We start from the raw sequence: 24,975 nt of genomic DNA on the forward strand, positions 1-24,975 counted from the left end.
TGATCTATTTAGACAGTCCTTTCTGTTTGAGCAACTTCATTACGTTTTTAGGCTTGTAGCCCATCAGCTTCAACCGCTCGTGCACCGATTCATCCAACACTTCATTGGTAGTGTCTTTGGTCATTATTTTGCGCCAGTGCCACGACGGTGGGTATAAGACATAAGGCAAGGCGAGATGCGAATTATATTTCTTACCGTTAAACAGTGGCCTACACTCGGGTTTTAATTGTTTCAACATCTCCGGGTCGAAATACAACCCCGCACCTGCGGCTTTATCCATCAACCATTTCAGTGCAATATCACTCAAGCCGTGATCGAGATAACCACCACCCACATTGCTATGTACGCCGGGAAACCATCTTTGCTCCAGCACTTGTTTGCCCTCGCGTTTTGCCTCAGGCGTCATTTCCCAAAGCGTAGGTTTAAATATGCCCCTTCGTTCATCAATCGCCAATGCATGGTAGGCATACTCCACTTCCCTGTTCAAGTGGCAGTCGTGGAAGCGGAATTTGGCCTGGTTGCGGAAGAACGATATCGGAACACCAAGACTACCTACAGTATCCCACACACCAATAAACTTGATCATCGGCCGCTCAAAACAATAATTGCGGCGAAACGAAGCCATCAGCGATGAAGCAGGTTTTGTTAGCGGGTTACGGTTACGATACAGATCAAAAGCAGTGTTGACAAGATGAATGTTCTCTGGCCTCAATATGCTGCAATTGTAAATAAAGCCGGCAAGACTGCGTGCGGTATACGCTCCCCTACTGAAACCAAACAGGTAAATATCGTCGCCCGGCTGGTAGTTCATGCACAGGAACAGGTACATGTCTTTGATGTTTTGGGTAAGACCCGAGCCCGTTGCGCCACCTATGATCTTATCCAGAAAATTAGTTCCGGTTCCTACACCCTGGTCATATGCCTTGTATTGAAACTTGCCATCTGGCGTCTCGTCGGCAATGCATTGGAATATACGTTCAACGTTGGTAGAGGCTGCGCCCGGCTTATTCCAGGTGCCATCGCTGCAGGTAATGATGCGATTTCCCATAATTCAGGTGATTTAAGTTTAACATGGAGAATATCTCTAAATTAATAAACCATTCGGTATTCTCATAATGAGAGCGCCATGGGAAATGAGTATTTTTGCGCAGCATGAAAAACACGATCTTCTTTATTCTATTACTTTCTGGTTTTCTGTTTCCAAAAGCCGGACTTGCAAAATCTGATACTACTTATTACAATAAAGCCGGCGGCATGACGACAAAGGACAGTGCCGATTATTATCAAGTTTCCATTATGCTGGATTCAAATACTCTTTTACATAAAGACTATTATCTAAGCGGGCAGTTGAAGTCGGTACGAACCTTAAAAAAACAGGGCAACGGTTTTTTATTCGATGGTCCTATCGAAGACTATTACCCTGGGGGACAGATACATGCACAGGGCGCCTACAAGGACAATGAATTGCATGGAGCGCTTAAAAGTTATTATTCGACAGGCAAGCTAAAACGAATAGCTACATATAAAAATGGAAAACTAAAATCAGGGAAGATGCATGATACCGCGGGAAAGGAGATTGAGTACACAGAGTATGAACGCAGAGCTGAGCCAAAATTTGACGTGAACAAGTATTTAAGTAGAAACATCAAATACCCGGTGCGTGCCCGCGACAATGGAAAACAGGGAAGAGTGGCAGTAACCTTCGTGGTTGACACAAATGGAAAAATAAAAAGTACATATGTAAGAACCCCAGTTGACCCTGATCTGGATGCCGAATCTATTCGCCTAATCAATATGATGCCCGACTGGAGTCCTGCCGTGCTGGATGACGTACCGTACGAAATGTGCTTTACACTCCCTATACATTTCCGCATAGACAATTAGCATCCTGCTAGTTACAGCGGCACAATCTTAGTGTCATCCATTGAAAACAACCAACTATGGCTGACAATAATCGTTTTAATGAGAACCGCGGACCTCAGCAGGGAAATACAAGCGGCAAAAAAGACCTCGGCGAACGCGCGAACGAACAGAAAAGCCAGTTCCGCAATGTGGCCTCTAATGAAGATATGGAAGATGACATCCGCCCCGCAGATGCACGTGATATGCGAGATGAGAATACAAAAATTGGATTGATCAATGATCCTGATGCCGGTAACCGCACTGCACCGGGTGAACCAAGGACAGGATCGCAACCCACACAGCGCATGAAAGACCAGGGCAACATGGGCAAAGAAGGCAGCATGCGCGAGCAACTAAAAAGCAAGGAAGGCGTCCGCAATATGGACGAAGATGAAAACAACGATGACAGCCTGAAAAAAGGTGATAACCTGAATGATACGATAGGCAACCCATAAAATTGAAAGAGGCGCTTAAAGCGCCTCTTGTTTTTAATAGTCGTATTTATCTTTCCAACAGTGTTTTAAGTAATCCCGCAACCTTGCTTCTGCCGCGTTATTACCGGGATCGTACAACTTCGTTCCCGATATCTTCTCCGGCAAAAATTCCTCCTCCACAAAATTGCCCGGGTAATCGTGTGCATATTTATACCCTTTGCCGTAGTCCATTTTCTTCATCAATCCTGTAGGCGCATTGCGTATTGGTAGTGGCACTGGAAGGTCACCCGTTTTGCTCACCAGCGACTGTGCACGGTTGATGGCCATATAAGATGCATTGCTTTTTTGCGAAGATGCCAGGTAGGTGGCACACTGAGAAAGGATGATACGCGATTCCGGCCAACCTATCAGTTCCACTGCCTGGAAGGTTGTTGTTGCCAGCAGCAGCGCATTGGGATTGGCGTTGCCGACATCCTCGCTGGCCAGTATCACCATGCGCCGCGCAATGAACTTCGGATCTTCGCCACCTTCTATCATCCGCGCCAGCCAGTACACAGCTGCATTGGGGTCGCTGCCGCGAATGGATTTAATAAAAGCTGAAATGATATCGTAATGCTGCTCACCGGTCTTGTCGTACAGCGCCATTTTGTTCTGCACAATGTCCTGCACTATATCATTGGTCACTACTGTCGCACCTTCGGGCATCGATGCTGCGATCAACTCCACTAGATTCAAAAGTCTGCGCGCGTCACCGCCGCTTAGCTGTATCAGTGCCTCCCATTCGCCTATTCTGATATTTTGCTCTTTCAGCCATTCGTCTTTTTCCAGCGCCTGGTTCACCAGGGCCATCAGGTGTTCTTCTGTGAGAGCCTTCAATACGTACACCTGGCTTCGGCTCAGCAAGGCGCTTATCACTTCAAATGAAGGATTTTCAGTAGTGGCACCTATCAGGGTGATGATGCCTTTCTCTACAGCACCCAGCAGGCTATCCTGTTGTGCTTTATTAAAACGGTGTATCTCATCTATGAACAACAAAGCATGGCCAGCCTTTCGTGCCTGCTCTATGACGGCGCGCACGTCTTTCACACCACTATCTATAGCACTAAGAGTAAAAAACGGGATGTCGAGCGAACGAGCGATGATCTGCGCCAGCGTGGTCTTCCCCACTCCCGGCGGTCCCCAAAAAATGATGGAATGTGCCTTACGGCTCTGTATCATTTGCTCCAGCACCTTTCCCTGCCCTACCAAATGCTCCTGTCCTATAAACTCCTCCAGGCTTTGGGGCCGCATACGTTCCGCCAGAGGTATTTGTTTTCCCGCCATACAATTAGCAAATCATTTTAAAGTAAATCCCTAAATTCGCTCCATGCGCAAGTTACTAATCATTACCTGCCTGTTGAGCACAGGATTTGTGGCATTCGGAAAATGGCAATGGAAAAAAAAGAAGAAGGAGCCACAAGCTACCACTGTAGCTGCAGACAGCTCTGTAAACTATAAACAACTGGGGGCGCCTATGCCACCTATCCGTATGATAACACCGGATAAAAAGGTGATCACCGAAAAGGATGTAGCTAACAGCGCCAACTTGTTTGTGATCATGTTCAACCCTACCTGCGGACACTGCCAAGACGAGACAGTGATGATAGGTAAACACATCAACCAGTTCAAAAAGTCAAAAATTGTGATGCTGGCATCTCCCAATATGGAAGGCCTGCTGAGTGTTTTTGAAGGCGCGACAGGTGTATCCAAACTCCACCCGACAGTACAGGTGGGGCTTGACAGCGCAGATTTTATTACTAAAACCTTCGGCTACGAGGCGCTTCCCCAAATAAACGTCTATAATAAAGACAGGAAGCTTGTGAAGACCTTCAACGGCGATACACCAATGAAAGATCTTGAGCCATACATAGAGTAAAAGTTTCATTTACGGCTCTGCACTTTAGCAGTAGCCGTTGATAGGGTTAAAAAAGAGAGCGTAGTTTACAACCTTAGTTAACTACGCTCTCTTTTTTAATATAGTCACGCAACTTGCGTACATAATCAAAATAACCCGCTTCCATTCGCATCCAGAAGATCACAAATATCGCCAGGCTGATACCAGCCAGGGTATAAGTGAAGTTCAGATACTCCTGCTGACCGAAGATGTAAAATCCCACCGCTGCAATAAGCATAAATGTGCAGAAGATCAGGATCAGCATCGGACCACCCGAATCGATCTTACGCATTTTGGAGTTGATAACGACCTGCGTTTTGTCTCCTTTCCCCTTAAACTCTACGTGAGTTATCGGCAGCGTTTTGATGTTCGTCTCCTGCTCGGCATGAGGAATGATGCGAAGCACTCGGTCCTTTTCAGAGACCTCGAAGTCCATGTTATGTACTTTTACATGTTTGCCAATTAGGCGACCCTTAATGGCCTCCGCTGGCATTGACGAATCGTACCGATAAGTTCTTGAGAAGATCATAGGCACTTTTTTATATAGTTAAGAACTGAATTTTATGAAAGTTAGGTATAAATTTTACCTCATACAACAGGCAAAATCTATATTGGGCTTTCTGTTTATAAATACTAACGCAATATGTGTGCCAGTGTTACAAACATGTTGAAATTCAGCACCTTATAAAAAATCCATGCCACCAAATTTAATCCTATTTTAATTCAAATTGTTGAAAATTATTTTTGTAATTACAACTTTTTTTGAATATATTATTTTGTACCGATGAGCTGGTAGTATTGTTCTACCATGGTACGATAGTATGGTTTCAGTTGCGGGGGAACCGTCTTATACAACTCTAAAAGCTGCTGCCTGTCCTTGACATATTTCTGCAATTCGGCAGGCATGGTACGCGCAACATCTTCAGCCGATTTTGACGATCTTTTGTCATCCTGCTCCTGCTCGCGTAGCGACTTTTCCGCCTGTAGCAGACGTGTAAGTATCTCCTTCTGCCTGGCCAGCAGTTCTGCGCTCATACGCCTGTTCACAAGGTCCGTCTCATTGCGGTCCATCTGTTGCTGCAACTCCTGCAGTTCTTTGGTTCCGGTAAGGCCTTTGCTATTGAGCATACGGTTTACATCTTGCAGCTGCCTGCGTATCTCGGCCTGTTGTTCGGCCATCTTTGCAAGTTGTTCTGCATCGCCATACTCTCCGTTGCCGCCGGCACCACCGCGCTGCTTATCTTCTTTACCACCCTGGCCATCCTGTCCACTCTCACCCTGCTCACCTTGCTGTCCCTGCTGCCTGCCCTGAGCACTCTTCATCTGCTGCATGGCATCACCCAGTTGCTTTTGCTTGGTGATCACATCGCCCAACTGATCGCCTGCGCCCTGCGAAGGATTCTTGCCACCAGGCATAGAGCAGCTACCTGACTGACCACCCTGTTGCTGGCTTTGCTGCGCCAGCAGGTTCGACAGCAGCTCGTTCAACATCAGCGCAAGATTGTTGGTATGTGTCATCACGTACTGTTGCCTTGTAGCGGCGTCCACCACGCGACGGCCTTCAATAGCTTCTGCAGCACCAGCCATATTCTTTTCCAGTTCTGTGGTCTCTTTATTTACGGTCGGCGCCAGCTGGAATAAACGTTTGCTCAACATAAATAAGCTGTCACGTATCATGCGTGAATTATTGTGCAGCCTTGTTTGTTCTTTTTGGTTAGCCAGGTATGTAGCACTAGCCGCAGATGTATTCTGCACACCTTTCATTAGTTTCTCCTGGTCGAACGAGAGCCGCATCAGGTTAGTCAGCAACTGGCGAGTAGCGCGGATGTCTATCTGCAATTGCATTGCGTTCATGCCGCCGGCCATCTTTTGCATGCTCATAGCCATCTTCTGCAGGTTTTGCTTAGCCTGGTTCTGCGATTGACCGGCCTTGCTATTTTGGTCTTTACTTAACTCCTGCTTGCTGTCTTCCATTTTCTCAGAAGCTTCTTTACCGTCTTTCTGTGTTTCGCTGAAATCAGGCTTCTGCTGCGTTTCTTTGCCGGCGTCCTGCATTTCTTTCAGGTCTTTGGTAAGGGCTTCGTCAAGCTGCTTTTTAAGATCGTCCTGATCTTTCTTTAATGATTCATTATCCTTTGCGCCTTTCTCAGTTTGTTTTTGGATATCATCTTGTTTCTGAGCCATCTCGCTCATCCGGTTGGCCATATCTTCCAGCTTCATCTGCATCTCCAGGGTCTTTATCAACTCTCCGAGACGCGACATATCCATATTGAATAACTTATTATCCTGCTCCAGCTGCTTCATGGATTTAAAAGCCTGGTCTTTATTAAGCTTTTGCATCAGCTCCTGCAGGCGTTTCATCTGCTCGGTCAGCTCTTTATTCAGCAGGTTATCCATCTGCTTTTCAAGGGCAGCTTGTTTTTCTTTTACATCATCGCTGTATTGCTTCTGGGCGCTTTGCTGGCGCTGTTCTTCCATGCGTTTTTTTACGGCTTCCAGTTTGTTCTTCAGCTGCTCCTGCGCTTTGGCAAGCTCCTGCAATTGCTGCTGCTGCTCCCAGTCCATATCGCCCGACTGCAGCATTTTGCTCTGCATGTCTTTGTATTCACTTTGCAGCTGCTTCATTTGCTCGGAGCTGTTGCTCATACCTGAATTGATCTGCTCAGCATTGGCGTTGATGGCAGAATCCAGCTGCTGCGGGCTGTACATATGATAAGCCATGACCTCGCTGCGCGACGCCTTGCTGCCGTGTACACCGTCATTATCCCATGCTTCTACGAAGTACGTTATCTTTTCGCCTGGTTGCAGGTTTAGCACTCCGATATCAAAATAGTGCTGGAAGGTGGTGAGTGCACCGCCTGTATTATTCAGAGCTATACTTTTAGCACTAAGTGTCTTGTTATCTTTTGATACTACCTGGTAATGAAATAGCACTTTTGTGATAGCATAGTCATCACCGGCAGTACCGTTAAGCAATATTTGTTTACCCGACACCGTATCGCGGAACTCTTGCAATTGTATCACGGGGTATTCATCGGGTATCACCTTTACATTGTACTGGTAGCTATCTACTACTCCCGCCTGCCTATTGCGCAAGGTCAGTGTGTACGTAGTATCGTTCATGAAGCGATAGTTGGACGCATACATGCTCGATTGTTTCGGCAGTTTCACTGGCTGGCCATCGCCCAGTTTGATGGTTGCTTCGTCTGTATGTTCTGCAATAAAAGCGATGCTCACCAGCGTACCTGCAGGCAGGGTCATATCGCCCAGGCTGCTGCGGGTCTCGTCTTTACGGCCGGTATATGCAGGGTAATCTATCTCTACTTTGAACGCTTTCAAAACAGGTTTCTGCACCACTTTCAGCGTATGCGGCTTAGAGTAGAATCCCGCTGCAAACAGGCGGAAATCAACGGCCTCGGTCACATTCCTGAACGTGTATTTAAAAGTTTCGTTGTCTACTTGCTGCATCGATAGCCTGTCTCCATGTACGTCTACAGACATTTCAGCAGGCAGAGTACTGCCTTTCACTTTTACTAAAAGTGTATAATCGCTGTTGCGCACAGCCTGTAAAGGACTGTTGGTAACAACGAACTCGAAAGGAGCTGGTTTCTCAAATTCTTTTGTGGGCTGTAAGAGGCGTGAGGATGCTTCGCTGAAGATGTTAGGTGCTACCACTAACAATAATACCATTACCAGCACCAGCGGTAATAAGTATGGCAGAAAACGTTTGTTCTTCGAAAGATCGATAGCGTTGGTAATGGGTATTACCGAAAGCTGACCGGCTTTTTGGTTGATGCTGGCTTCTAAAAGCTCTCGGCTGGTTTGTCCGCCATTCTGCTTTTTCAGCTGTAGTATGTTCAGCAGCTTATCGCTTATTTCCGGGAAGTGTTTACCAACAATAACGGCTGCCTGCTCGTGACTGATGGTCTTGCCCAGTCGATTCATGTGGACGATCGGTATGATGATCCAGGCTACTAATGCAGCGGTTCCCAATACAACGAAAGCCGACACGATGGTCACCTTTAGCCATACGGGCATATACAGGAAATACTCGCCAACGCTAACCGCAAGTATGTAAAACAATAAACATATCAGCAGTACCAGCGCACCACGTATTACCTGGTTTGCATAGTATTTGCGGACGAACGCGTCGAGCCGGGATATAAGCCAATCGTAATTATTCATAGTACTCTCTCAAATTTACCATAAGAAATGTAATGGAATTCTTAAATTTTCCTATACGTACATTTGCAGTACAGACGAGGTTAGTTATATGATGCAATTGTACCCGGCTCACGCCGCAGAGGCACTGGAATTTAACAAAGTATGTCAGTTACTGAAACAACATTGCCGCACTGATGCCGCCCGCGAACGGGTGGAAGAGCTGCGTTTTCATACCAGGCTTGATTATGTAGAAAGAGAGCTGCAGCACACCAACGAATTTAAATGGGTGCTGAAAGGCAGTGATTATTTCCCCAACGATTTTACAAGGAATGTACAAAAGGAACTGAGGCTGCTGGCCGTACCCGGAGCGGTACTGACTGGCGAGCAATTGCTGGCCTTCCGCAACCTGGCCCTCAACATCCGCGACATACTGCTGTGGTTCAAGCGACACGACAAACTGTTCCAACACTTGCGGGAGATAGCTGAAAAGATCAGCTACCAGAAAGAGATACCTGATACCATCTCAGCAGTAATAGACGATAATGGCCAGGTGCGCGATACCGCTTCGCGCGAGCTGATGCAGATACGCGCAGAGCTGAGCAGCGCCCGCCAGAACCTGCGGAAAGTTTTTGAATCTGTATTGCGCAAGCTGAACAAACAGGGCTACCTCGCTGATATTTCAGAAGGCTTTTTGAATGGAAGAAGAACGGTTGCCATCAATGCCGAGCACAAACGTATCGTTAAGGGCATCCTTCATGGCGAGAGCGAATCATCACGCACCGTGTTCATCGAGCCGGAGGAAACTATAGAACTTAACAACGAGATCTTTTCACTGGAACGGGCTGAAAGCCGGGAAATACACCGCATACTGGCACAAACCACCGCTACCCTATCGGTATATGCGCCACAGCTGGAAGGTTACTACCATCTTTGCGGCATTTACGATTTCATTCGTGCGAAGGCGCTGCTGGCTATTGACATGAATGCAGAAATGCCTCGCCTTAGTCCACACCCCGGTGTACACCTAGTCAAGGCGCATCACCCGCTGCTATACTTGCATAACAAGCAAACCGGCAAACCGGTCATACCATTATATATTACCCTCGACCGCAACCAACGCGTGCTCATCATTAGCGGACCGAACGCCGGAGGTAAGACAGTATCGATGAAGACGGTGGGCTTGTTGCAGCTGATGGCACAAGCCGGGTTATTGATACCTGCTGATCCACAGTCGGAGATAGGCATCTTCAAGCAATTGATGATACATATTGGCGACACACAGTCGATAGAACATGAGCTGAGTACTTACAGCGCCCACCTGCGCGACATGAAATACTTCATGGACTTTGCGAACGGCAAGACACTGTTTTTTATAGATGAACTAGGTAGCGGCTCTGACCCAAACCTGGGTGGCGCATTTGCTGAAGCTATAGTAGAAGAACTGGCACACAGGCATGCACTGGGTATTATCACGACCCACTACTTGAACCTGAAGGTAATGGCCGGCAAAGTGCAAGGCATTGTAAACGGTGCCATGGCATTCGACGAAGAACACCTGGAGCCTCTTTACCAACTCACAGTGGGCAAGCCAGGAAGTTCGTACACCTTTGCTATTGCGCAACGTAGCGGATTGGCGCCGAAGATCATTGAGCGCGCACGCCAGATAACCGACCGCGGCCACTTTAAGCTCGATAAAATGCTGCACCAGACCGAGCAGCAATCGCAAAAGCTGAAGGAAAAAGAAAAAGAAGTAGACAGGCTGCTAAAGGAAAATGAAAGACTGAAACAGAACTACGAGGAGCTGACCGATAAAGAGAAACTGAAGCAACACTACAACACGCTCAAGCTGCAAAACCAGATCAAGAAAGAAGAACTGGACTACCTGCGTGATATGGAACGCAAGTTCAAACAGATCATCCACGACTGGAAGAAAGCAGAGAACAAACAGGACGTGATAAAGGCAGCGGAAAATGTGCTATTTCGTAAGAAACAGATACAGGCTAATGCCGCCATGGCCCAAAAAGCCGATAAGAACTACGAGGTAGTAGGCAGCGAGCCACAGGTGGGCGACCTGGTGCGCAACAAGATCAACCACCAGGTGGGCACACTAAAAGAAGTACGTGATAAACGTGGTATTGTGAACATTGGCAAGATGCCATTTAACGTAAACCTGGAAGAGTGGATAGTAGTAAGGAAGAAAAGTAATAATGAGGGTAAGAAAAAGAAGAAAAACCAATCGTAACTTCGGAGATGCTCAAAAGCATCTCCTTTTTTCTTGCCAGCTTTCTTCTGTTAGCAATAACATGGGAAATTTTGTTTCCTGACTGGAGATTTGCATCACGGGATTTGCGTGTTGCAGGCACGGTTACGATGCCGTTTATATTTGTTGCACTAGTTGGTTGCCTAATAGCACTTAAATATCGGAGCTGGCAGGCGATAGTCCCGACTTGCCTCTTTCTTGCTATGATCGGTGGTTGCTTTTCGTGGGCATCTTTACATCCCCTCGACTCGCACTCCGAACCTATTGTTGTGGGCGAGCCAACCCAATTATCAAATACTCGGCACGAGATAACTCAAATCGCTTACAACAACAAACACAATCACTGGGAAACGAATACAGCAATCGTCGAAAGAAAGCTTATCTTCCGAAAAGTCATCAGTCAAACCCAATGGCAGCCCTCAACCTATATACCACGCACAGTCTCTAAATAGAGAAAGCGCCGCCAATCTTATGACTTATACTTAACCGCCAAAGGTTGTTGAAACAATAGACACCGCAAATACATAATTTGATAATTTTCAAATAGTTAATAGCTCGTTAAGGCTTCCTAATATGGCGTTTTGTTTATATTATTATGGTTTCACTATTGCGATCTATTCACTCATATGCTAAGAGAGACCACGTTACTCCTGGTTCTATCATTTTCTGTCTTTGTGAAGCAGTCTGCTGCGCAGAACATACAGCAGGAGCTTGACTCACTCACGACAGTATTAAAATCTGCAAAACAAGACACGGCAAAGGTTTCGTTACTAGTGGCTATCTCTCGCAATTACTATAGAACTGACCCGGCCAAAGGTGTAGAATGTGGCAAAAAGGCCTTGGCACTGGCTAACGAACTTGACTACGATTATGGTGTTATGACAGCAAATAATGCCATCGGTCGCTGTTATGCTGTTCAAGACGATCTGACCGAAGCGCTGCAGCATTTCCAGGCTACACTTACCATGGCAAGGAAGCTTAATGATGAAGAATTCACTGGAAATGCGCTCCTTGCAATGGGATTAGTTTATAGCTCCAACCATGAACCACAAAAAGCGCTCGACTATTTTCAGCAGGCAAGAAAAATATACGAGACCCTCGGTATCCCCAGAGTATCGCTCGTGATAAATGGCATCGGGAACTGTTATATGTACATGAACGACTACGAACCGGCGTTAAACTATTTTCTGCAAGGCATAAAGATCGAAGAACAGCTCAAATCCGCTACTCCGCTGCTGGCTACAATGCTTGCAAATGCCGGAGGCGCTAGTCTTGGCCTAAAGAAATACAACGAAGCACTGAGTTTTCTGTTTAAAGCGCTGGAACTACAAAAAAACATGGGCAATACCAGCAGTACAGCCAGCACGTTAAACAATATTGGCAATGCATACCTGGCCATGGGGAAAAACCCCAGCAATTCTTTTCCCGACAGCCTTAGAAATAAGGAGGTCAATTTTCAGAAAGCACTTCATTATGAGAAACAGGCGCTGGCTGTTTGCGAAGAACTCGGCATTCGCGATAAGCTTGTAGATGTATATGCGACAACATCCAACATCTACCGAATGCAAGGCAACCTAAGCGAAGGACTTGTGTACTTTGATAAATATGACGCCCTGAAGGACACACTGGCCCGTGAAAATAACGAGAAGGAATTTGCAAAGATCGAAGCGGAGTTCCGGGTACAAAAAATGACCGACTCACTCAAATACCTTGCGACGCTGAACGAACATGAAGCCGCAGAGCGTAAACTGGAGCGTAACGGATCAATAGTGGTATTGAGTTTGGCGAGCATCATTAGCCTGCTGTTGGTAAACCGCCAGAAACTGAAGCAAATGCAGGGTCGTAAAATGGCCGAGGCCGAGCGCATGCGCGCCGAGGATATGGCTAAACAACAGCTGGCCGACTTCACTCAAAGCATACAGGAGAAAAACGCACTGATCGAAAAATTTTCTGCAGAGATCACCCGCTACCAGGCTTCTGCCTACAACGAACTACCTGAACAAGACAGTTCGCTGGAAGAACTGCAAAGTTCCGTGATCCTGACAGAGGAGCAATGGGTGAACTTCCAATCGCTTTTCGACAAAGTGCACCAGGGTTATATTGGCCGTACTAAAGAAAAATATCCCGCGCTTACGGCGGCGGAATTACGTTTTATAGTATTGAGCAGACTTGAACTCAGCAACAAGGAAATGGCAGCCATGCTGGGCGTAAGCCTTGAAGCAGTACGCACCAACAAACACCGCCTGCTCAAAAAACTGAGTTTACCCGAAGGCGTTTCGCTCTACGATACAGTACACGCGATATAAAAAAACCTTAAGAAAACTTTAAGGCCACATTACCGTCGGGCTAAGCTCGATTGTCTACCTTGGCCGGATGGAATTGCGTGCACCAGTCATATTAATATTACTGAGTAGCATTGTCATACTCAGCTACCTGTTCAACCTCCTCAGCAAGAAAACACGGCTACCATCAGTGTTAATGCTGATAGCAACGGGCATTGGTATTAAATACCTGGCCGCCCACTATGGCTTTGCAGGAGCAGACGTAACCAAGCTTGTGAAGATATTGGGTGCGACGGGGCTTATTATGATCGTGTTGGAGGCAGCATTGGATCTTAAGCTGGGACGCGACAAACTGCGCCTTATTGGCGATTCGTTTTTCTCCGCCTTGTTCATTTTCCTTTTTTCTGCTTTTGGCATTGGCATACTCATCATGCAATGGCTGCATGTGTCATTCGAGCTAGCCTTCCTTTATGCCATACCCATGAGTATCATCAGCAGTGCTATCATCATCCCAAGCACAAGTCATTTTGAAGAAAAAAGGAAAGAGTTTATCATTTATGAATCTTCATTCTCAGACATCGTAGGTATCCTCGCATTTAATTATATGCTTGCGCCTAATGTTGTCAGCCTGGTAACCGCAGGGCGTTTTTTTGTTAATGTAGGGTTGGTCATACTGCTCTCGCTGGCTGCAACTTTTCTGCTTCTATATATAATTCTCAACATAAAGGTGGGCTTAAAATTCTTCCTGATATTTTCTGTGCTGAGTTTTCTGTATGGCCTCGGCGAATTGATACATTTGCCATCCTTGATGATCGTACTCGTTTTTGGACTGGTGATCAACAATTACAATCTCCTTCTGAATACGAAATTCATCAGGCGGTTCGACACTACAGGCATTGACGGCGTGCTGGAAACGATGAGGTCGATAACAGCAGAAACATCCTTTCTCATTCGTACATTTTTCTTCATACTCTTCGGTTATACTATTGACCTTAGTGTTCTTATGCAGCCTGATGTTTGGGAGCTCGGATCAATAATTATTATCATCCTGCTATTAGTACGCTACTTCTATCTCCGTGTCATTTTGAAAACTCCTGCATTTCCGATGCTATTGCTGATGCCTCGCGGCCTGGTGACCATACTATTATTCTATAGCATTCCTGTTAGTAAAAGCATTGGCGGATTCAACAATGGGATATTATTCTTTGTAGTAGCTGTAAGCAGTATATTGATGATGTTCGGCTTGCTCTTCAGCAAGGATAACGGACAATACCTGGAAAAGTCTGAAGAAGCCATATAACATTCGTTGGTACAACCTTTGTGCGAATAACACAAACCTCTCGCCATGGTGTCAAAACTATCAACTGAAGAGATCCGCGAATTCATAGGCGACAACAATATTGCACGGCTGGGTTGCAACGATGGTGAGCGTACTTATGTCGTGCCCATCAATTATTTATACTTCGACAGCTACTTCCTGTGCTTCTCACTGGACGGCATGAAGATCGAAATGATGCGGGATCACCCACTGGTGTGTCTTGAAATAGACCGAATCACCAATGTCAAAGATTGGGTATGTGTTCTGGCATTCGGTCGCTACGAAGAAATTACTGATCCTGCAGGCAGAGCCGAGGCAAAAGAGTATTTCATCAAAGACTATCTCCGGCTAAGAGCTGAACAAACCGAACCAGCACCTGAATCTTCGCGCCCGTCTGCTGAGTTACACCATAAAGAGGTCGTTTACTACCGGATACAAATAGAAGAGCTTTCCGGACGATACGCTAAGCATCTATAATCTCTGCTTTAATATATGCCAGCTTCGCTTTCAACACTATGCTGCTTGCAATCATACTGGTCATACTGATAGCCATCGCGCTTGTATTGCTGCTAGGCAAGAGGCAACGCTATACATACGATGATGACGGCATTGTGATACATGGTTCGGTCAACAAAAAGATATTTTACCGCGACATGCTCGAAGCGAGAAAGATAAGCTGGGACTCGCTTGGACCAACCATGAAATTTGGCCTGCGCATGCCGGGCACGCTATACGGATCGTTTCATTTTCACGAGCTGGGCGAAGTGGTAGTAAGTGTAAACGATGACCGTAAGATGGTCTTCATTCGCACGCGCGATGCACACTACATCATCAGTCCTGAAGACCCCGCAGCTTTTATTAAACACGCCGGGCACTAAGCTTAAAGTGTCACAATGAACTCCGTTCCTTCGTTCACCATGCTTTTCACTTCTACACTGCCACCCAATGCTTCTATTTGAGACTTGGTAAGGAACAACCCCACGCCTTTACTATCGAAGCCGTGGTGAAAAACCTGGTTCAGTTTAAACAGCCTGTCGCCATAGCGGTCAAGATCGATGCCAAGTCCATTATCTTTCACTGAAAGCACTACTCTCCCCTGCATTTTCGTTGTACTCACAATGATCTCCGGCGCTACATCCTTGCGCGAATATTTGATCGCATTGCTGATAAAATTATAAAGGATGCTTTCAAGGTATACTGATGGATAACTTATATCCTTAATTGCCAGCTTGGTCGTTATGCGTGCGTGCTTTTCATACATCACACCACTTAACTGGCTGGTGATGTTCTGCACCATCTGCTCAACGTTACAATCATCGTACTGGATCTTTTTATTCAGGCTGATCTTGGCCACCTCCATCAGGGTGTCGAGATTTTCCGTCAGGGCTTTTGCGCCTTCAACCATTAGGCTGATCGCTTCCTGGTCTGTAAATGCCTCTGCTATTACAAGCGACTCCTCATCATGCGTACCGCCGTGCTTTGCGCTGAGTGCCGAAGCCAGCATATTGATATTACGAGCAGGTCCACGCAAATTGTGCGCAATGATGTAGTTCAGCTCTTCCAGCTGTTGTATTTTGTTAATGAGGCTCACCTTTGTTGCCTCCAACTCTTTATTTTTCCGATTGATCTCGTCAGTCAGCTCTTTGCGCTTAGTTATGTCCACAATCTGTGCTATGACAAATTTTGGAGTATTGTCTGCATTCCACACCATCGATACTGTGAGCAGTACCCAAACTATCTTCTTGCTTTTTGATATGTATCGTTTCTCAAGGTTATAGACCTCTATTTCCTTGTTTAGCATCTGCTTCAGCAAACCCAGATCCAGCTCCAGGTCGTCGGGGTGTGTGATCTCCTGGAAAGTCTTCTGCAATAGCTCTTCTTTAGAATAACCGGTTATCTCACAAACAGAGTTGTTTACGTTCAGCCATTTGCCGAACGGACTTACTAACGCCATACCAATACCAGATGAATCAAAGGCGCTGGTGAACATCTCGTTGCTTGTGCGGAGTGCTTCTTCTGTTCTCACCTTCTCCGTAATATCCACGCCATAACCCACCATTAGTCGCAGATCGCCCTGTTCATCCATCACAGGTTGCAGGCGACGCAGTTTGTAATTTGTATCTCCCTCAGCTGTTGTGAACCTTTCTTCCCACTCTTGTTGCCGGCCGGTATTTCTCACTTCGTCGTATCGCTGCTTACGCCCCTGCGCTATGTCCAAAGGCCTGTTGCGCTCGCGGCAATAGTCGAAATCAGTTTTACCGATCATCCATTTCCTGACCTCAGGGTCTTTTACCGAACGTTCGTTCAGGTACATGAATCGATAGTCTTTGTCGAGCACCGCAATATCGCCGGGCAGCCAGTTCAATATCTGTTCGTAAAAATCTTTTTGTGATTGCAGTTGTTCTTCAAAATCATTGCGAGATTGTTCTGCGCTTTTTCTGGCAGTAATATCGGTATGTGTGCCGATCATTCGCAGCGGCTTGCCATCGGGCGTACGTGATATGACCACTCCCCTGCTCAACACCCATTTATAGCTGCCATCCTTGCACTTCATTTTGAACTCCGAGCTATATGTATTGGTTTCGCCTTTTACGCAGCCTTCAAACAGCCTGGCAGATTCTTCCACATCCTGCAGGTCCACTTTCGACGTCCATTTTTCGACGCTACCCGATATCTCGTCTTTCGAGTAACCAAATATCTCATGCCACCTGTCGGAAAAGTAGATCGTGTTTGCCTGAAGGTTATAATCCCACATACCATCGCCCGATGCATCCAACGCCATCTTCCATTTGTTCTCCATCAGCTCCAGGCGATCCTTGCTGGTAATGTCATCAATAATGAAGTAAGCCAGGTGTTCATCGGCGTGCTGTGGCAGGATGCGCACACTGTATATAACAGGCTGTTTTTTATAAGAGGTTTGAAATTCCAGGTACTGACTCTCCCCGGTACGTAACGCCTTTTTTATCAGCGCAGTAAACTTATCCGCTACTTCTGCAGGGTGAATATCCGACAGTTTATTGCCGCGGTATCGCTCTTCTTCACCCGGATATTTGTCCGTATTGCGCATACGCACGTCGTGTATCATGCCGTCTGCAGACACTTCTGCCACTACCTCGCCAAGGTATTGAATGATATCTAACGAAAGCTTACTATCAGCATGGATGGTCATACAACGCAAATTTACTACGATTGCCTTCCCGCTGAGGTGACCATCATCATTCAAAACAGGGAATTAACATCAGCTCTTATTATTCTTGCAACCGTTTTTTAGCCTACTTTAACGTTCAAATCTGTCCAAATGGCTTACGATGAACAACTTGCCGACCGCATACGCAACCGCCTGGCAGAATTGCCAAATGTGGAAGAAAAAGCCATGATGGGCGGCCTATGCTTCATGTACAACGACAAGATGTGCGTGGGCATTTTCAGGAATGAACTGATGTGCCGTATTGATCCTGAAATAGTTGACGAGGTTCTCAACAAACAAGGCTGTCGCCAAATGGAAATGAACGGCCGCACAATGAAAGGCTATGTGTTGGTAGACGAGACCGGCATGCACACAAAAAAAGACTTCAACTATTGGATAGACCTTTGCCTGGATTTTAACAGTCGCGCAAAGTCATCAAAGAAGAAAAAGAAATAAAAAAGAGGCAACCCTCAGATTTGCCTCTTTTTTATTCGCCTGCAGACCAGTTACTGCGTCTGCATCACCCAGCCGTTTATGAAATCATTGCTGTTGACAGCGGTTCCTGAAGCATTATTAATACAAAATCCAACGGTATAAGTGCCTGCTGGTAGCGTCACCGTTGCTGCAGAGCTTACCACTGATTTCGTAGTAGTCAAAGGCACAAAAAGCCAATTAAAACCTGCGAAGAAGTCTGGTGTGGCTGAGGAGGAGGACAGGTAACACATACCTGACCTCACATTGATAGGCCCTCCAGCTGACAAGCCTAAAACTGCCGCCGCTGCACCAGTCAGTCTTCCACCGCCGGTGGGTATTGTTACGCTGACCGAAGGACCAACAAACACCATTCCCGCATTTGCTGCAATACTAGTTTGGATAAACCCGGCAAATCCCTGGATACCTACAACACCTGTGGGACCCTGAATACCTTGGACACCTTGAATACCTTGAACACCCTGAATACCCGGAGGGCCTTGCGGACCTGGATTTTGCGAATACATCGCATAAGGAACACTTAAAAGTTGTGTAGCTCCAAGAGAAGTGTAGTTAGTGCCACCGGCAGGATCTATTTCTACCATTAAATATTTATCGCCCGCAGCCCAATCAATGCTGTCCATTTCTTTGGTCAGTATAGTACCGCCGCCTACGGCCACATTGTATAAGCCATAGGCATTTGTCGTTACTGTATGCGTTTCCGAATAACGAACAGGCCCCATAGCATTGCTGTCTAATATCGAAAGGCGAAGGCCTAACGCCTGGTTGGCAAGCGGTTGACCAGCGCTATTGCGCGCAATACCCTGGTAATTGAACTTTTTGGGAGGTTGGGCCTGTATACCGAGATACAGCAGGCACAAGACCATTAGTAGAGATAATTGTTTCATGATGGATAGTTTATTGCGATAATTGTTACTTGAGTATTTGAATATTGAATCCGTATGAAGTCGTCTCATTTTTTGCAACTACATCTACAACCAACTTGTATGTTCCAGGTAATAGCGAAGCCACATTGACATCATGCTTTACACTACCAGCGCCATGTTCAAAACTGCGTTCAATTAGCTTCCTGCCCACGACATCATACACCGATATCAACAGCAGGCTACGTGTTTCAAACTCCGGGTATATGATCACATTATCCGTTGCGGGATTGGGATATACTTTGATCGTTTTACCAGAGGCCGTCAAACTTGTGATGCCGGTAAGTGGTGGATGTGGTTGCAGCACCCCTTGTGTAAGTACAACATTCGGCGCAATCGCCGTATTCACCAGGGTCATTTCGCCCACGGCAAAATCAAAACTCTGCACGCCGATAACGCCGCCGCCACCTGCACTTGCGATGATGGACGGCCCGATCGACTGTGCGCCGGCATGCAGGGACAACAGCCAACAGCACGCCAAACAAAACAGCACACGCTTCTTCATAGTTATGGAGTTTATTTACAAAAAATGTTATGTCGTAATCGTAACTGAACACAAATACCTTCTCGCAGATCCTGGCAGAAATGATAAAACAAACTGGTGATAAGCCCCGGTTATCGATGATTCCCTTATTTCATAAAATTATGCAAGAACCGCATCAAAAAATGTGTGGGTTATCCAATAAAATCAACCTGATGTACGTAGCATTTTCGCTATCAGGCGGTCGGCATTTTTCCTTAGAAAACCCTCGTCGGCAAGCGCAGAGCTGTGCGACTCAGCTCCAGGTGGCCTGATTTTATAGCCGTAAAAAATGTGTCTACTGTAACGACATCTACGGAAGCGAAACACAGTGAGCAGCGCTGGGCTGTTGTGCTTGCTATTCTTTTTGTACTGGCTCTGCTGGTACAATTCCCGCAGCGCATCCGGATCTTCCCGCCATTAATTCTTTGTATTATCGTGGCAGCTGAAATGATACCATTGATCATTGTTATGCTGATGCCGCACCTAAGGTTTTGGCAGCGTATCGAACGGACGTCAACGTTGATCTTCTCTGCAGCAGCTACTGTTTTATGTGTCGCAAATCTGGCCACTATTATCAGGGTTATGCTCGACAATAGCCAGGAAATCAGCGGCCTGCTATTACTTATATCGGGCCTCGGCGTGTGGATCATCAACATCGTATCATTCTCTATTTTCTACTGGGCTGTCGACCGCGGTGGTCCTGCGGGTCGATCGGGCAATACGGACAGACTCGCCGACTGGCTATTTCCGCAGGAGGGCGCTCCAAAAGAAGATTACCCTGAGGGTTGGAAACCTGCGTATATCGATTATCTATTCCTTGGCTTTAGTACAAGTGCGGCATTCAGCGCCACAGATGTGCTGCCACTTACCCACCGCGCCAAAATGCTGATGATGCTGCAAAGCTCTATATCGCTGATGACGATATTGGTGGTGATGTCTCGCGCGATAAACATATTGGCATAGAGCGATTCTATTTATCGATACATTTTGGGTCACTCATTGATATCACCGGACAATTTTACGCCCGCCTGCTACTTAATACATATTTATATATATTTAGAGTCTCAAAAACAGACTCTATGAAAAAGACCATTACCCTTTTTGCTCTACTAGTCACAGTGCTCACCAATACGTATGCACAAATACCCAACGGCAGTTTCGAGAACTGGACAACGGCGACAGGCTACAGCACACCTGACGGTTGGGATAATTTCAATCCTCTTACAACTTCATACAGCGTGTACACCTGCGAAAAAGGAACTACCAGCCCACCACATGGCAACGCATTCCTTATGCTCACCACCAAAGTCGTTGGAACTTCTACAGTACCGGGATTGGCAATGCTCGGCAAATACGATGCTGTTACCCAAAAGCCGAAATCAGGTGTGCCGTTTACTGGCCGCCCATCGCACCTCACGGGCAAATGGCAATACATGGCCTTCGGAACTGACACAGGCCGCATAGCGGTGTACCTAACTAAATGGAACAATACTACTCTTCAACGTGACCTGATCGGTCAGGTTGAATACGACCTGCCAGGAATGGTCATGTCATGGACATCTTTTGCAATACCCATTACCTATGTACACGGCACTATGCCAGACAGCGTCATCATCGGCCTTATATCAAGCAACAAGTCTTCAAACGCGGCTGCAGGTAGTTACTTATATGTAGACAGCCTGAACTTTACAGGTAGTGTACCGGATGGGATATCTGAGATCACGGATTCCAAATACAGCATAACACTTTCACCCAATCCCGCAAAAGACAACCTGTCTGTAGACTTCGGCGCTGTTGTTAGTGAGGATGTAATCCTGCAGGTGATAGATATCTATGGCAGGACTGTAACACAAGCAACCTGGGCCCGTGGCCAGCGTGTGTATTCAATGCAATTGAATACCGTGGCAACAGGATCGTATTTTGTAAGGTCGAGTGTAGGTGAGGAAATTCAGATGCAGCGACTGGTAATAGAATAATAAGCATTGGGGTCCAAGTAAATACTTGGACCATTTTTTTTGAAAGGATTCACACCGAGTCCCTATTCCGGGGACTCGGCTGCGACGGATTTCTTTTCTCTTACAAAAACCTGCTTTTCCCAGAAGTTAGGTGTAAAGGTTTCGAGATTTCCGTCAGCTCTTTTTATAGCACCAAAATCGCTAATAATATTCCAATCAGAGGTCGGGTGCATTAACCACTCAGATGGTATGTTCAACTTAACAATGAACTTCTTATTGTTACCTACCACGTATCGGAAGTTCTGCTCAAAAATACGCTCCAGCGAAAATAGAACGATGGAATCAGCGTCCTGCGGAAACTGTTGTGTTACATAACTGGTGTCGGAAAAACGATCATCCAACAGTCGCGGATCTCCGAGCAGTAGGTTTTGCAGATCGATCTTATGAGTGACGTTCACATTATACTTGTCAAAAACAACAACGCTAACACTATCATCCCCCTTGTCCGACGTAATGACCGTATCGATCAGCTTAAAAGTTTTGTTGTTGAACGGGGTAAAATAAACAGTGTCGTTTGACAGACGCCATTTGCCAAACGATATGTGAGATGTTTCTTCACAACCGGATTCATACGCATAGCTGTTGTCGTTATAGATATCTATTGTTCCTGTACACAACCCGAAACGTGGTGAGCTATAGTAACGCAGTGCACGTGGCTTCTGAGCCAAAGCTATTTGGGAAAGAAATAATAGGATTACAACAACTGCATGCCTCATGACACATGAAGATATGTGTTTATTCTCCGAGTCGCTGTGCAGTAGACACTGCAGAATGGAAAAGTTTTTTATTCAGATATTTTAATACTTATCACACACTCACGAGTATATCCACGCTTAAACTTTTGCAGTACGTAACTTAGTTCAACCTCTTTGCCTACTACATATTGATCATCAATTCCCCTTCGCTCCCATTCGGTTGTATTATTGCCATCTGAAATATCGAACATAGGAAAGTCGTTGTGGCCGGTCATATATACTTTTGATATCTTGCCTGTAATGACATGCGTTGGGATCATCCCGTTTTCAATTGCTTCAAACCATTGAGCGCTGCCATAAAGCAACCCATTCTCCATTTTTAAACCGACACGAAAATCCGGATGAAGCGAAGCCGCCTGGACTGCTTTGATGTGCTGGCTGTCGTTTCTTAGGTTGTATGTTTCTTTTAACTGCTCCATATCATTTGTAGTTAGCCATTGAGAAGGCTAACCAGGGACGGAAATTACCGATTCCTGGTTTATGTGTTAAGCGCAGCATCACTTAAATCAAAAAATCAAACTCAGGTCTCTGACCGGCGGTAAAGCAATGCAGCTCCATTACCGCACCACTGCCAGACGAAGTCTTTCGTTTTTATTGGAAGATTTAAGTCTCCCGGTAGAAGACTTAAACCAGTTTGGGGAGCAAGTAAATACTTGGACCAGTGGGGAGAGAAGTTCTTTCGCCGTCGAATATTTTCCTCCACCATTGTTGGTGAAGAATACCAACAACGGCGGAGTACAGTACTATAATTTCTCATACCAATCCAGCGCGTAATCTGCCACTTTTTCCCAGCCTGGTTCACCGCAAATGAAATGGCTTTTTTCATCGTATATCTTCAGATCAACTTTGCTGTCGCCATCTTTATATTTATTCGCAATAGTTGTGGTAAGTGCTGCCGGAAATATATGGTCCTTTCCACCACCTATAAATAATAGTGGTTGGTGCGGCTTGTGAAAATCTATGTTAGAAAAGGAATTCAGCACTAGCTGACGGCTCACTTTATAACTTTCAGGTACAGCAAATTTTTCAAATGCTTTTCCTCTTTCGGCTTGGGGAGTTGTGTTGAAGAATGCGTAGTTAAACCATTCCCGGCTTCCCAAAAAATATTCTTTAGACGAAAAAAAACCGAACGCAGGCAATACCGTTTTAAGTGTTTGAAAAGGTGGAAAAACATTTTTGGGAGGTGCACCGTCTATGCTTACTCCTGCCGCTGCTTTCCCCAATTCTATCAATTTCAGAACCACCATTCCCGCCATAGAGTGGCCTATTACCAAAGGCTTTTCAGGAAGCGTGTCAATTAAGCTGCTGATATTATTTACCACATCTATGAAACCAGATTTGACCAGGTCAGGATGTACCTTTTTGCGTAGTTCAGACGGCACTCCTTCGTGTCCCGGGTTAGCAGGTGTATAAACTTTATAACCCTTCGCTTCGTAGTGTTTTTTCCACTCTGCCCAGGTTAGGTCATTTATAAAGTTTCCGTGGATGAGGACAATAGTTTTTGATTTCATTGTAAATGGTTTTTATAGTTGTTTTAGGTGTTGGTAGTTTCAGTGAAAATATACTGAAATAATAAATAGGATATGCGGTCCAGCTTGCGCAACGCTTTCTCTCAAACCGGCCTAAGCGTCCCGATCAGACCTATTGCGATCATTACAGACGTTATCGTTCATACGCATAGAAATCATCAAACACAACTTCGCTACTCTGCACAGCTTTTTCGGCTAGTTGTTTGTAGGTATCATTATCATCCTCGTCCTCCCACTCCATGTCTACATCATAAAGGCTTACAAACTCTACGGCATCTATTTCGATATGCAGTTTACCTAACTCGGCTTCCACCGCAGCTAAAAACTCACGCACATCCTGCGCCACGAAAAACGCATACACTAGCCCACCTTTAAGTTTAGCGTATTGCTTGTGCTTTTTAGTGTAGCTGTATTCTATACTTCCCCAGTACAGTTGGCTATCGCGGATAGTTGCTGTTCTTTGTGCCATTGACGGTATTATTATAGTGTAGTCCCTCTATATACTTTAATATCAAAAAGATCAGAGCGATTCTCCTCTACGATTTCCTTCAATATTTTTTCATCGGTACTTAAAAAATCAATGCAGCTGTGATGGGATACCTTTATAACAAATGCTATATGCGCAGACGAAATATCCAGGTCAGTGTACAACGATCTCTCTTCTTTAAACATTTTAGTCGGGTAGAGAATTGTATCCTGGGCGAATTTCAAGAGCTCATCCCTTGTGAAGACCACTGCACCTGTGTATGAATTTGGAATTCCGTGTAGTTTAAACAACGTCCGTAAAGAGGGCAGCGTATTTTCAGTATTCGGAAACCATACATGAAACGGATAATCATGATTTACTACCCATGAATTGCCCACATCAATCTTCTCAACTACTTTTTCAAATAGTGGCAGGAAAATCCTAAGAAACTCTGTTGTATCTACTTCATTGTGATTTAACTGAAATGAGACACCAAACCATTTAGAAATAAATCGAACGTTACCGCGCAGATATTTATTATACTCTTTGCGATTGTAAAAAAGCACTTTTGAAACTTTCTTTTTAAATTCTACCATACTGGTCTAAGCGTCCCGCTTAGACCCAAGATAGCACAAGCGTCACGCTCCGCCAAACCTCTCTGGTTTAAGTGTTAAACACAGCGTCACTTAAATCAAAATCAATCGCAGGCCTCTGACCGGCAGAAAAGCAATGCAGCCCCATTGTCGCGCTACTGCCAGACGGAGTCTTTCGTTTATTGGAAGATTTAAGTCT

At 45.7% G+C, this 24,975-nt stretch carries 23 protein-coding genes; 11 read left to right on the plus strand and 12 right to left on the minus strand.

What is annotated here, in order from left to right; all coding sequences use genetic code 11:
* Positions 1-4: 4 nt before the first annotated feature.
* Complete coding sequence (locus P2W83_RS16305) at positions 5-1,048, minus strand: DUF2235 domain-containing protein (protein ID WP_276134833.1); 1,044 nt, start codon at positions 1,046-1,048, stop codon at positions 5-7.
* Positions 1,049-1,152: 104 nt separating this feature from the next.
* Here P2W83_RS16305 and P2W83_RS16310 point away from each other — a divergent pair, with 104 nt between their 5' ends.
* Both P2W83_RS16310 and P2W83_RS16315 read left to right on the plus strand, forming a co-directional pair.
* Positions 1,153-1,884, plus strand: a complete 732-nt coding sequence (locus tag P2W83_RS16310) for an energy transducer TonB (RefSeq protein ID WP_276134834.1) — start codon at positions 1,153-1,155, stop codon at positions 1,882-1,884.
* A 56-nt stretch (positions 1,885-1,940) separates the two neighbouring features.
* A complete protein-coding gene (locus P2W83_RS16315) occupies positions 1,941-2,357 on the plus strand; it encodes a hypothetical protein (RefSeq protein ID WP_276134835.1) in 417 nt (138 codons plus the stop codon).
* A gap of 33 nt (positions 2,358-2,390) precedes the next feature.
* Here the strand turns inward: P2W83_RS16315 and P2W83_RS16320 are convergent, their stop codons facing one another.
* Positions 2,391-3,659 carry a replication-associated recombination protein A gene (locus tag P2W83_RS16320; RefSeq protein WP_276134836.1) on the minus strand — a complete coding sequence of 423 codons (1,269 nt, stop codon included), beginning with the start codon at positions 3,657-3,659 and terminating at the stop codon, positions 2,391-2,393.
* A 43-nt stretch (positions 3,660-3,702) separates the two neighbouring features.
* On the opposite strand from P2W83_RS16320, the gene P2W83_RS16325 reads away from it, so the two are divergent.
* Positions 3,703-4,251 carry a hypothetical protein gene (locus P2W83_RS16325; RefSeq protein WP_276134837.1) on the plus strand — a complete coding sequence of 183 codons (549 nt, stop codon included), beginning with the start codon at positions 3,703-3,705 and terminating at the stop codon, positions 4,249-4,251.
* A 73-nt stretch (positions 4,252-4,324) separates the two neighbouring features.
* Here the strand turns inward: P2W83_RS16325 and P2W83_RS16330 are convergent, their stop codons facing one another.
* Positions 4,325-4,798, minus strand: a complete 474-nt coding sequence (locus tag P2W83_RS16330) for a hypothetical protein (RefSeq protein WP_276134838.1) — start codon at positions 4,796-4,798, stop codon at positions 4,325-4,327.
* Between the two features lie 242 nt (positions 4,799-5,040).
* The gene (locus tag P2W83_RS16335) at positions 5,041-8,454 is read right to left on the minus strand and encodes a DUF4175 family protein (protein ID WP_276134839.1); all 3,414 of its coding nucleotides are present in this window, start codon (positions 8,452-8,454) and stop codon (positions 5,041-5,043) included.
* A gap of 91 nt (positions 8,455-8,545) precedes the next feature.
* Between P2W83_RS16335 and P2W83_RS16340 the strand changes: the two genes are divergently transcribed.
* From P2W83_RS16340 to P2W83_RS16360, 5 genes are all read left to right on the plus strand, one after another.
* The gene (locus tag P2W83_RS16340; protein ID WP_420831819.1) at positions 8,546-10,675 is read left to right on the plus strand and encodes an endonuclease MutS2; all 2,130 of its coding nucleotides are present in this window, start codon (positions 8,546-8,548) and stop codon (positions 10,673-10,675) included.
* A 644-nt stretch (positions 10,676-11,319) separates the two neighbouring features.
* A complete protein-coding gene (locus P2W83_RS16345; RefSeq protein WP_276134841.1) occupies positions 11,320-12,999 on the plus strand; it encodes a tetratricopeptide repeat protein in 1,680 nt (559 codons plus the stop codon).
* A 67-nt stretch (positions 13,000-13,066) separates the two neighbouring features.
* Positions 13,067-14,275, plus strand: a complete 1,209-nt coding sequence (locus tag P2W83_RS16350; protein ID WP_276134842.1) for a cation:proton antiporter domain-containing protein — start codon at positions 13,067-13,069, stop codon at positions 14,273-14,275.
* A gap of 45 nt (positions 14,276-14,320) precedes the next feature.
* A complete protein-coding gene (locus tag P2W83_RS16355; protein ID WP_276134843.1) occupies positions 14,321-14,770 on the plus strand; it encodes a pyridoxamine 5'-phosphate oxidase family protein in 450 nt (149 codons plus the stop codon).
* 38 nt (positions 14,771-14,808) lie between these two features.
* Entirely contained in the window at positions 14,809-15,171 is a 363-nt protein-coding gene (locus tag P2W83_RS16360) for a PH domain-containing protein (RefSeq protein ID WP_276134844.1), read from the plus strand.
* A gap of 2 nt (positions 15,172-15,173) precedes the next feature.
* Here the strand turns inward: P2W83_RS16360 and P2W83_RS16365 are convergent, their stop codons facing one another.
* A complete protein-coding gene (locus tag P2W83_RS16365) occupies positions 15,174-17,462 on the minus strand; it encodes a PAS domain S-box protein (protein ID WP_276134845.1) in 2,289 nt (762 codons plus the stop codon).
* A gap of 129 nt (positions 17,463-17,591) precedes the next feature.
* On the opposite strand from P2W83_RS16365, the gene P2W83_RS16370 reads away from it, so the two are divergent.
* Complete coding sequence (locus P2W83_RS16370; RefSeq protein ID WP_276134846.1) at positions 17,592-17,936, plus strand: TfoX/Sxy family protein; 345 nt, start codon at positions 17,592-17,594, stop codon at positions 17,934-17,936.
* Positions 17,937-17,986: 50 nt separating this feature from the next.
* On the opposite strand, the gene P2W83_RS16375 is transcribed toward P2W83_RS16370, so the two are convergent.
* Positions 17,987-18,859, minus strand: a complete 873-nt coding sequence (locus P2W83_RS16375; protein WP_276134847.1) for a hypothetical protein — start codon at positions 18,857-18,859, stop codon at positions 17,987-17,989.
* 25 nt (positions 18,860-18,884) lie between these two features.
* A complete protein-coding gene (locus tag P2W83_RS16380) occupies positions 18,885-19,400 on the minus strand; it encodes a T9SS type A sorting domain-containing protein (RefSeq protein WP_276134848.1) in 516 nt (171 codons plus the stop codon).
* Positions 19,401-19,664: 264 nt separating this feature from the next.
* Here P2W83_RS16380 and P2W83_RS16385 point away from each other — a divergent pair, with 264 nt between their 5' ends.
* Both P2W83_RS16385 and P2W83_RS16390 read left to right on the plus strand, forming a co-directional pair.
* Positions 19,665-20,381: a hypothetical protein gene (locus P2W83_RS16385; protein ID WP_276134849.1), complete on the plus strand. Its 717-nt coding sequence runs from the start codon at positions 19,665-19,667 to the stop codon at positions 20,379-20,381.
* A 116-nt stretch (positions 20,382-20,497) separates the two neighbouring features.
* Positions 20,498-21,394, plus strand: a complete 897-nt coding sequence (locus P2W83_RS16390) for a T9SS type A sorting domain-containing protein (RefSeq protein ID WP_276134850.1) — start codon at positions 20,498-20,500, stop codon at positions 21,392-21,394.
* Between the two features lie 62 nt (positions 21,395-21,456).
* Here P2W83_RS16390 and P2W83_RS16395 read toward each other — a convergent pair whose 3' ends face one another.
* The 5 genes from P2W83_RS16395 to P2W83_RS16415 form a co-directional block, all read right to left on the minus strand.
* Positions 21,457-22,149, minus strand: coding sequence for a hypothetical protein (locus tag P2W83_RS16395; RefSeq protein WP_276134851.1), 693 nt, complete (start codon positions 22,147-22,149; stop codon positions 21,457-21,459).
* Between the two features lie 68 nt (positions 22,150-22,217).
* Positions 22,218-22,607: a hypothetical protein gene (locus tag P2W83_RS16400; RefSeq protein WP_276134852.1), complete on the minus strand. Its 390-nt coding sequence runs from the start codon at positions 22,605-22,607 to the stop codon at positions 22,218-22,220.
* Positions 22,608-22,931: 324 nt separating this feature from the next.
* Positions 22,932-23,699 carry an alpha/beta hydrolase gene (locus P2W83_RS16405; RefSeq protein WP_276134853.1) on the minus strand — a complete coding sequence of 256 codons (768 nt, stop codon included), beginning with the start codon at positions 23,697-23,699 and terminating at the stop codon, positions 22,932-22,934.
* 151 nt (positions 23,700-23,850) lie between these two features.
* Positions 23,851-24,186: a hypothetical protein gene (locus tag P2W83_RS16410; RefSeq protein WP_276134854.1), complete on the minus strand. Its 336-nt coding sequence runs from the start codon at positions 24,184-24,186 to the stop codon at positions 23,851-23,853.
* An 11-nt stretch (positions 24,187-24,197) separates the two neighbouring features.
* On the minus strand, positions 24,198-24,779 hold the full coding sequence (locus tag P2W83_RS16415; protein WP_276134855.1) for a hypothetical protein: 582 nt from the start codon (positions 24,777-24,779) through the stop codon (positions 24,198-24,200).
* Between the last annotated feature and the right edge of the window lie 196 nt (positions 24,780-24,975).

The sequence above is a fragment of the Polluticoccus soli genome (assembly GCF_029269745.1).
In the GTDB taxonomy this organism is placed as follows: Bacteria; Bacteroidota; Bacteroidia; order Chitinophagales; family Chitinophagaceae; genus Polluticoccus; species Polluticoccus soli.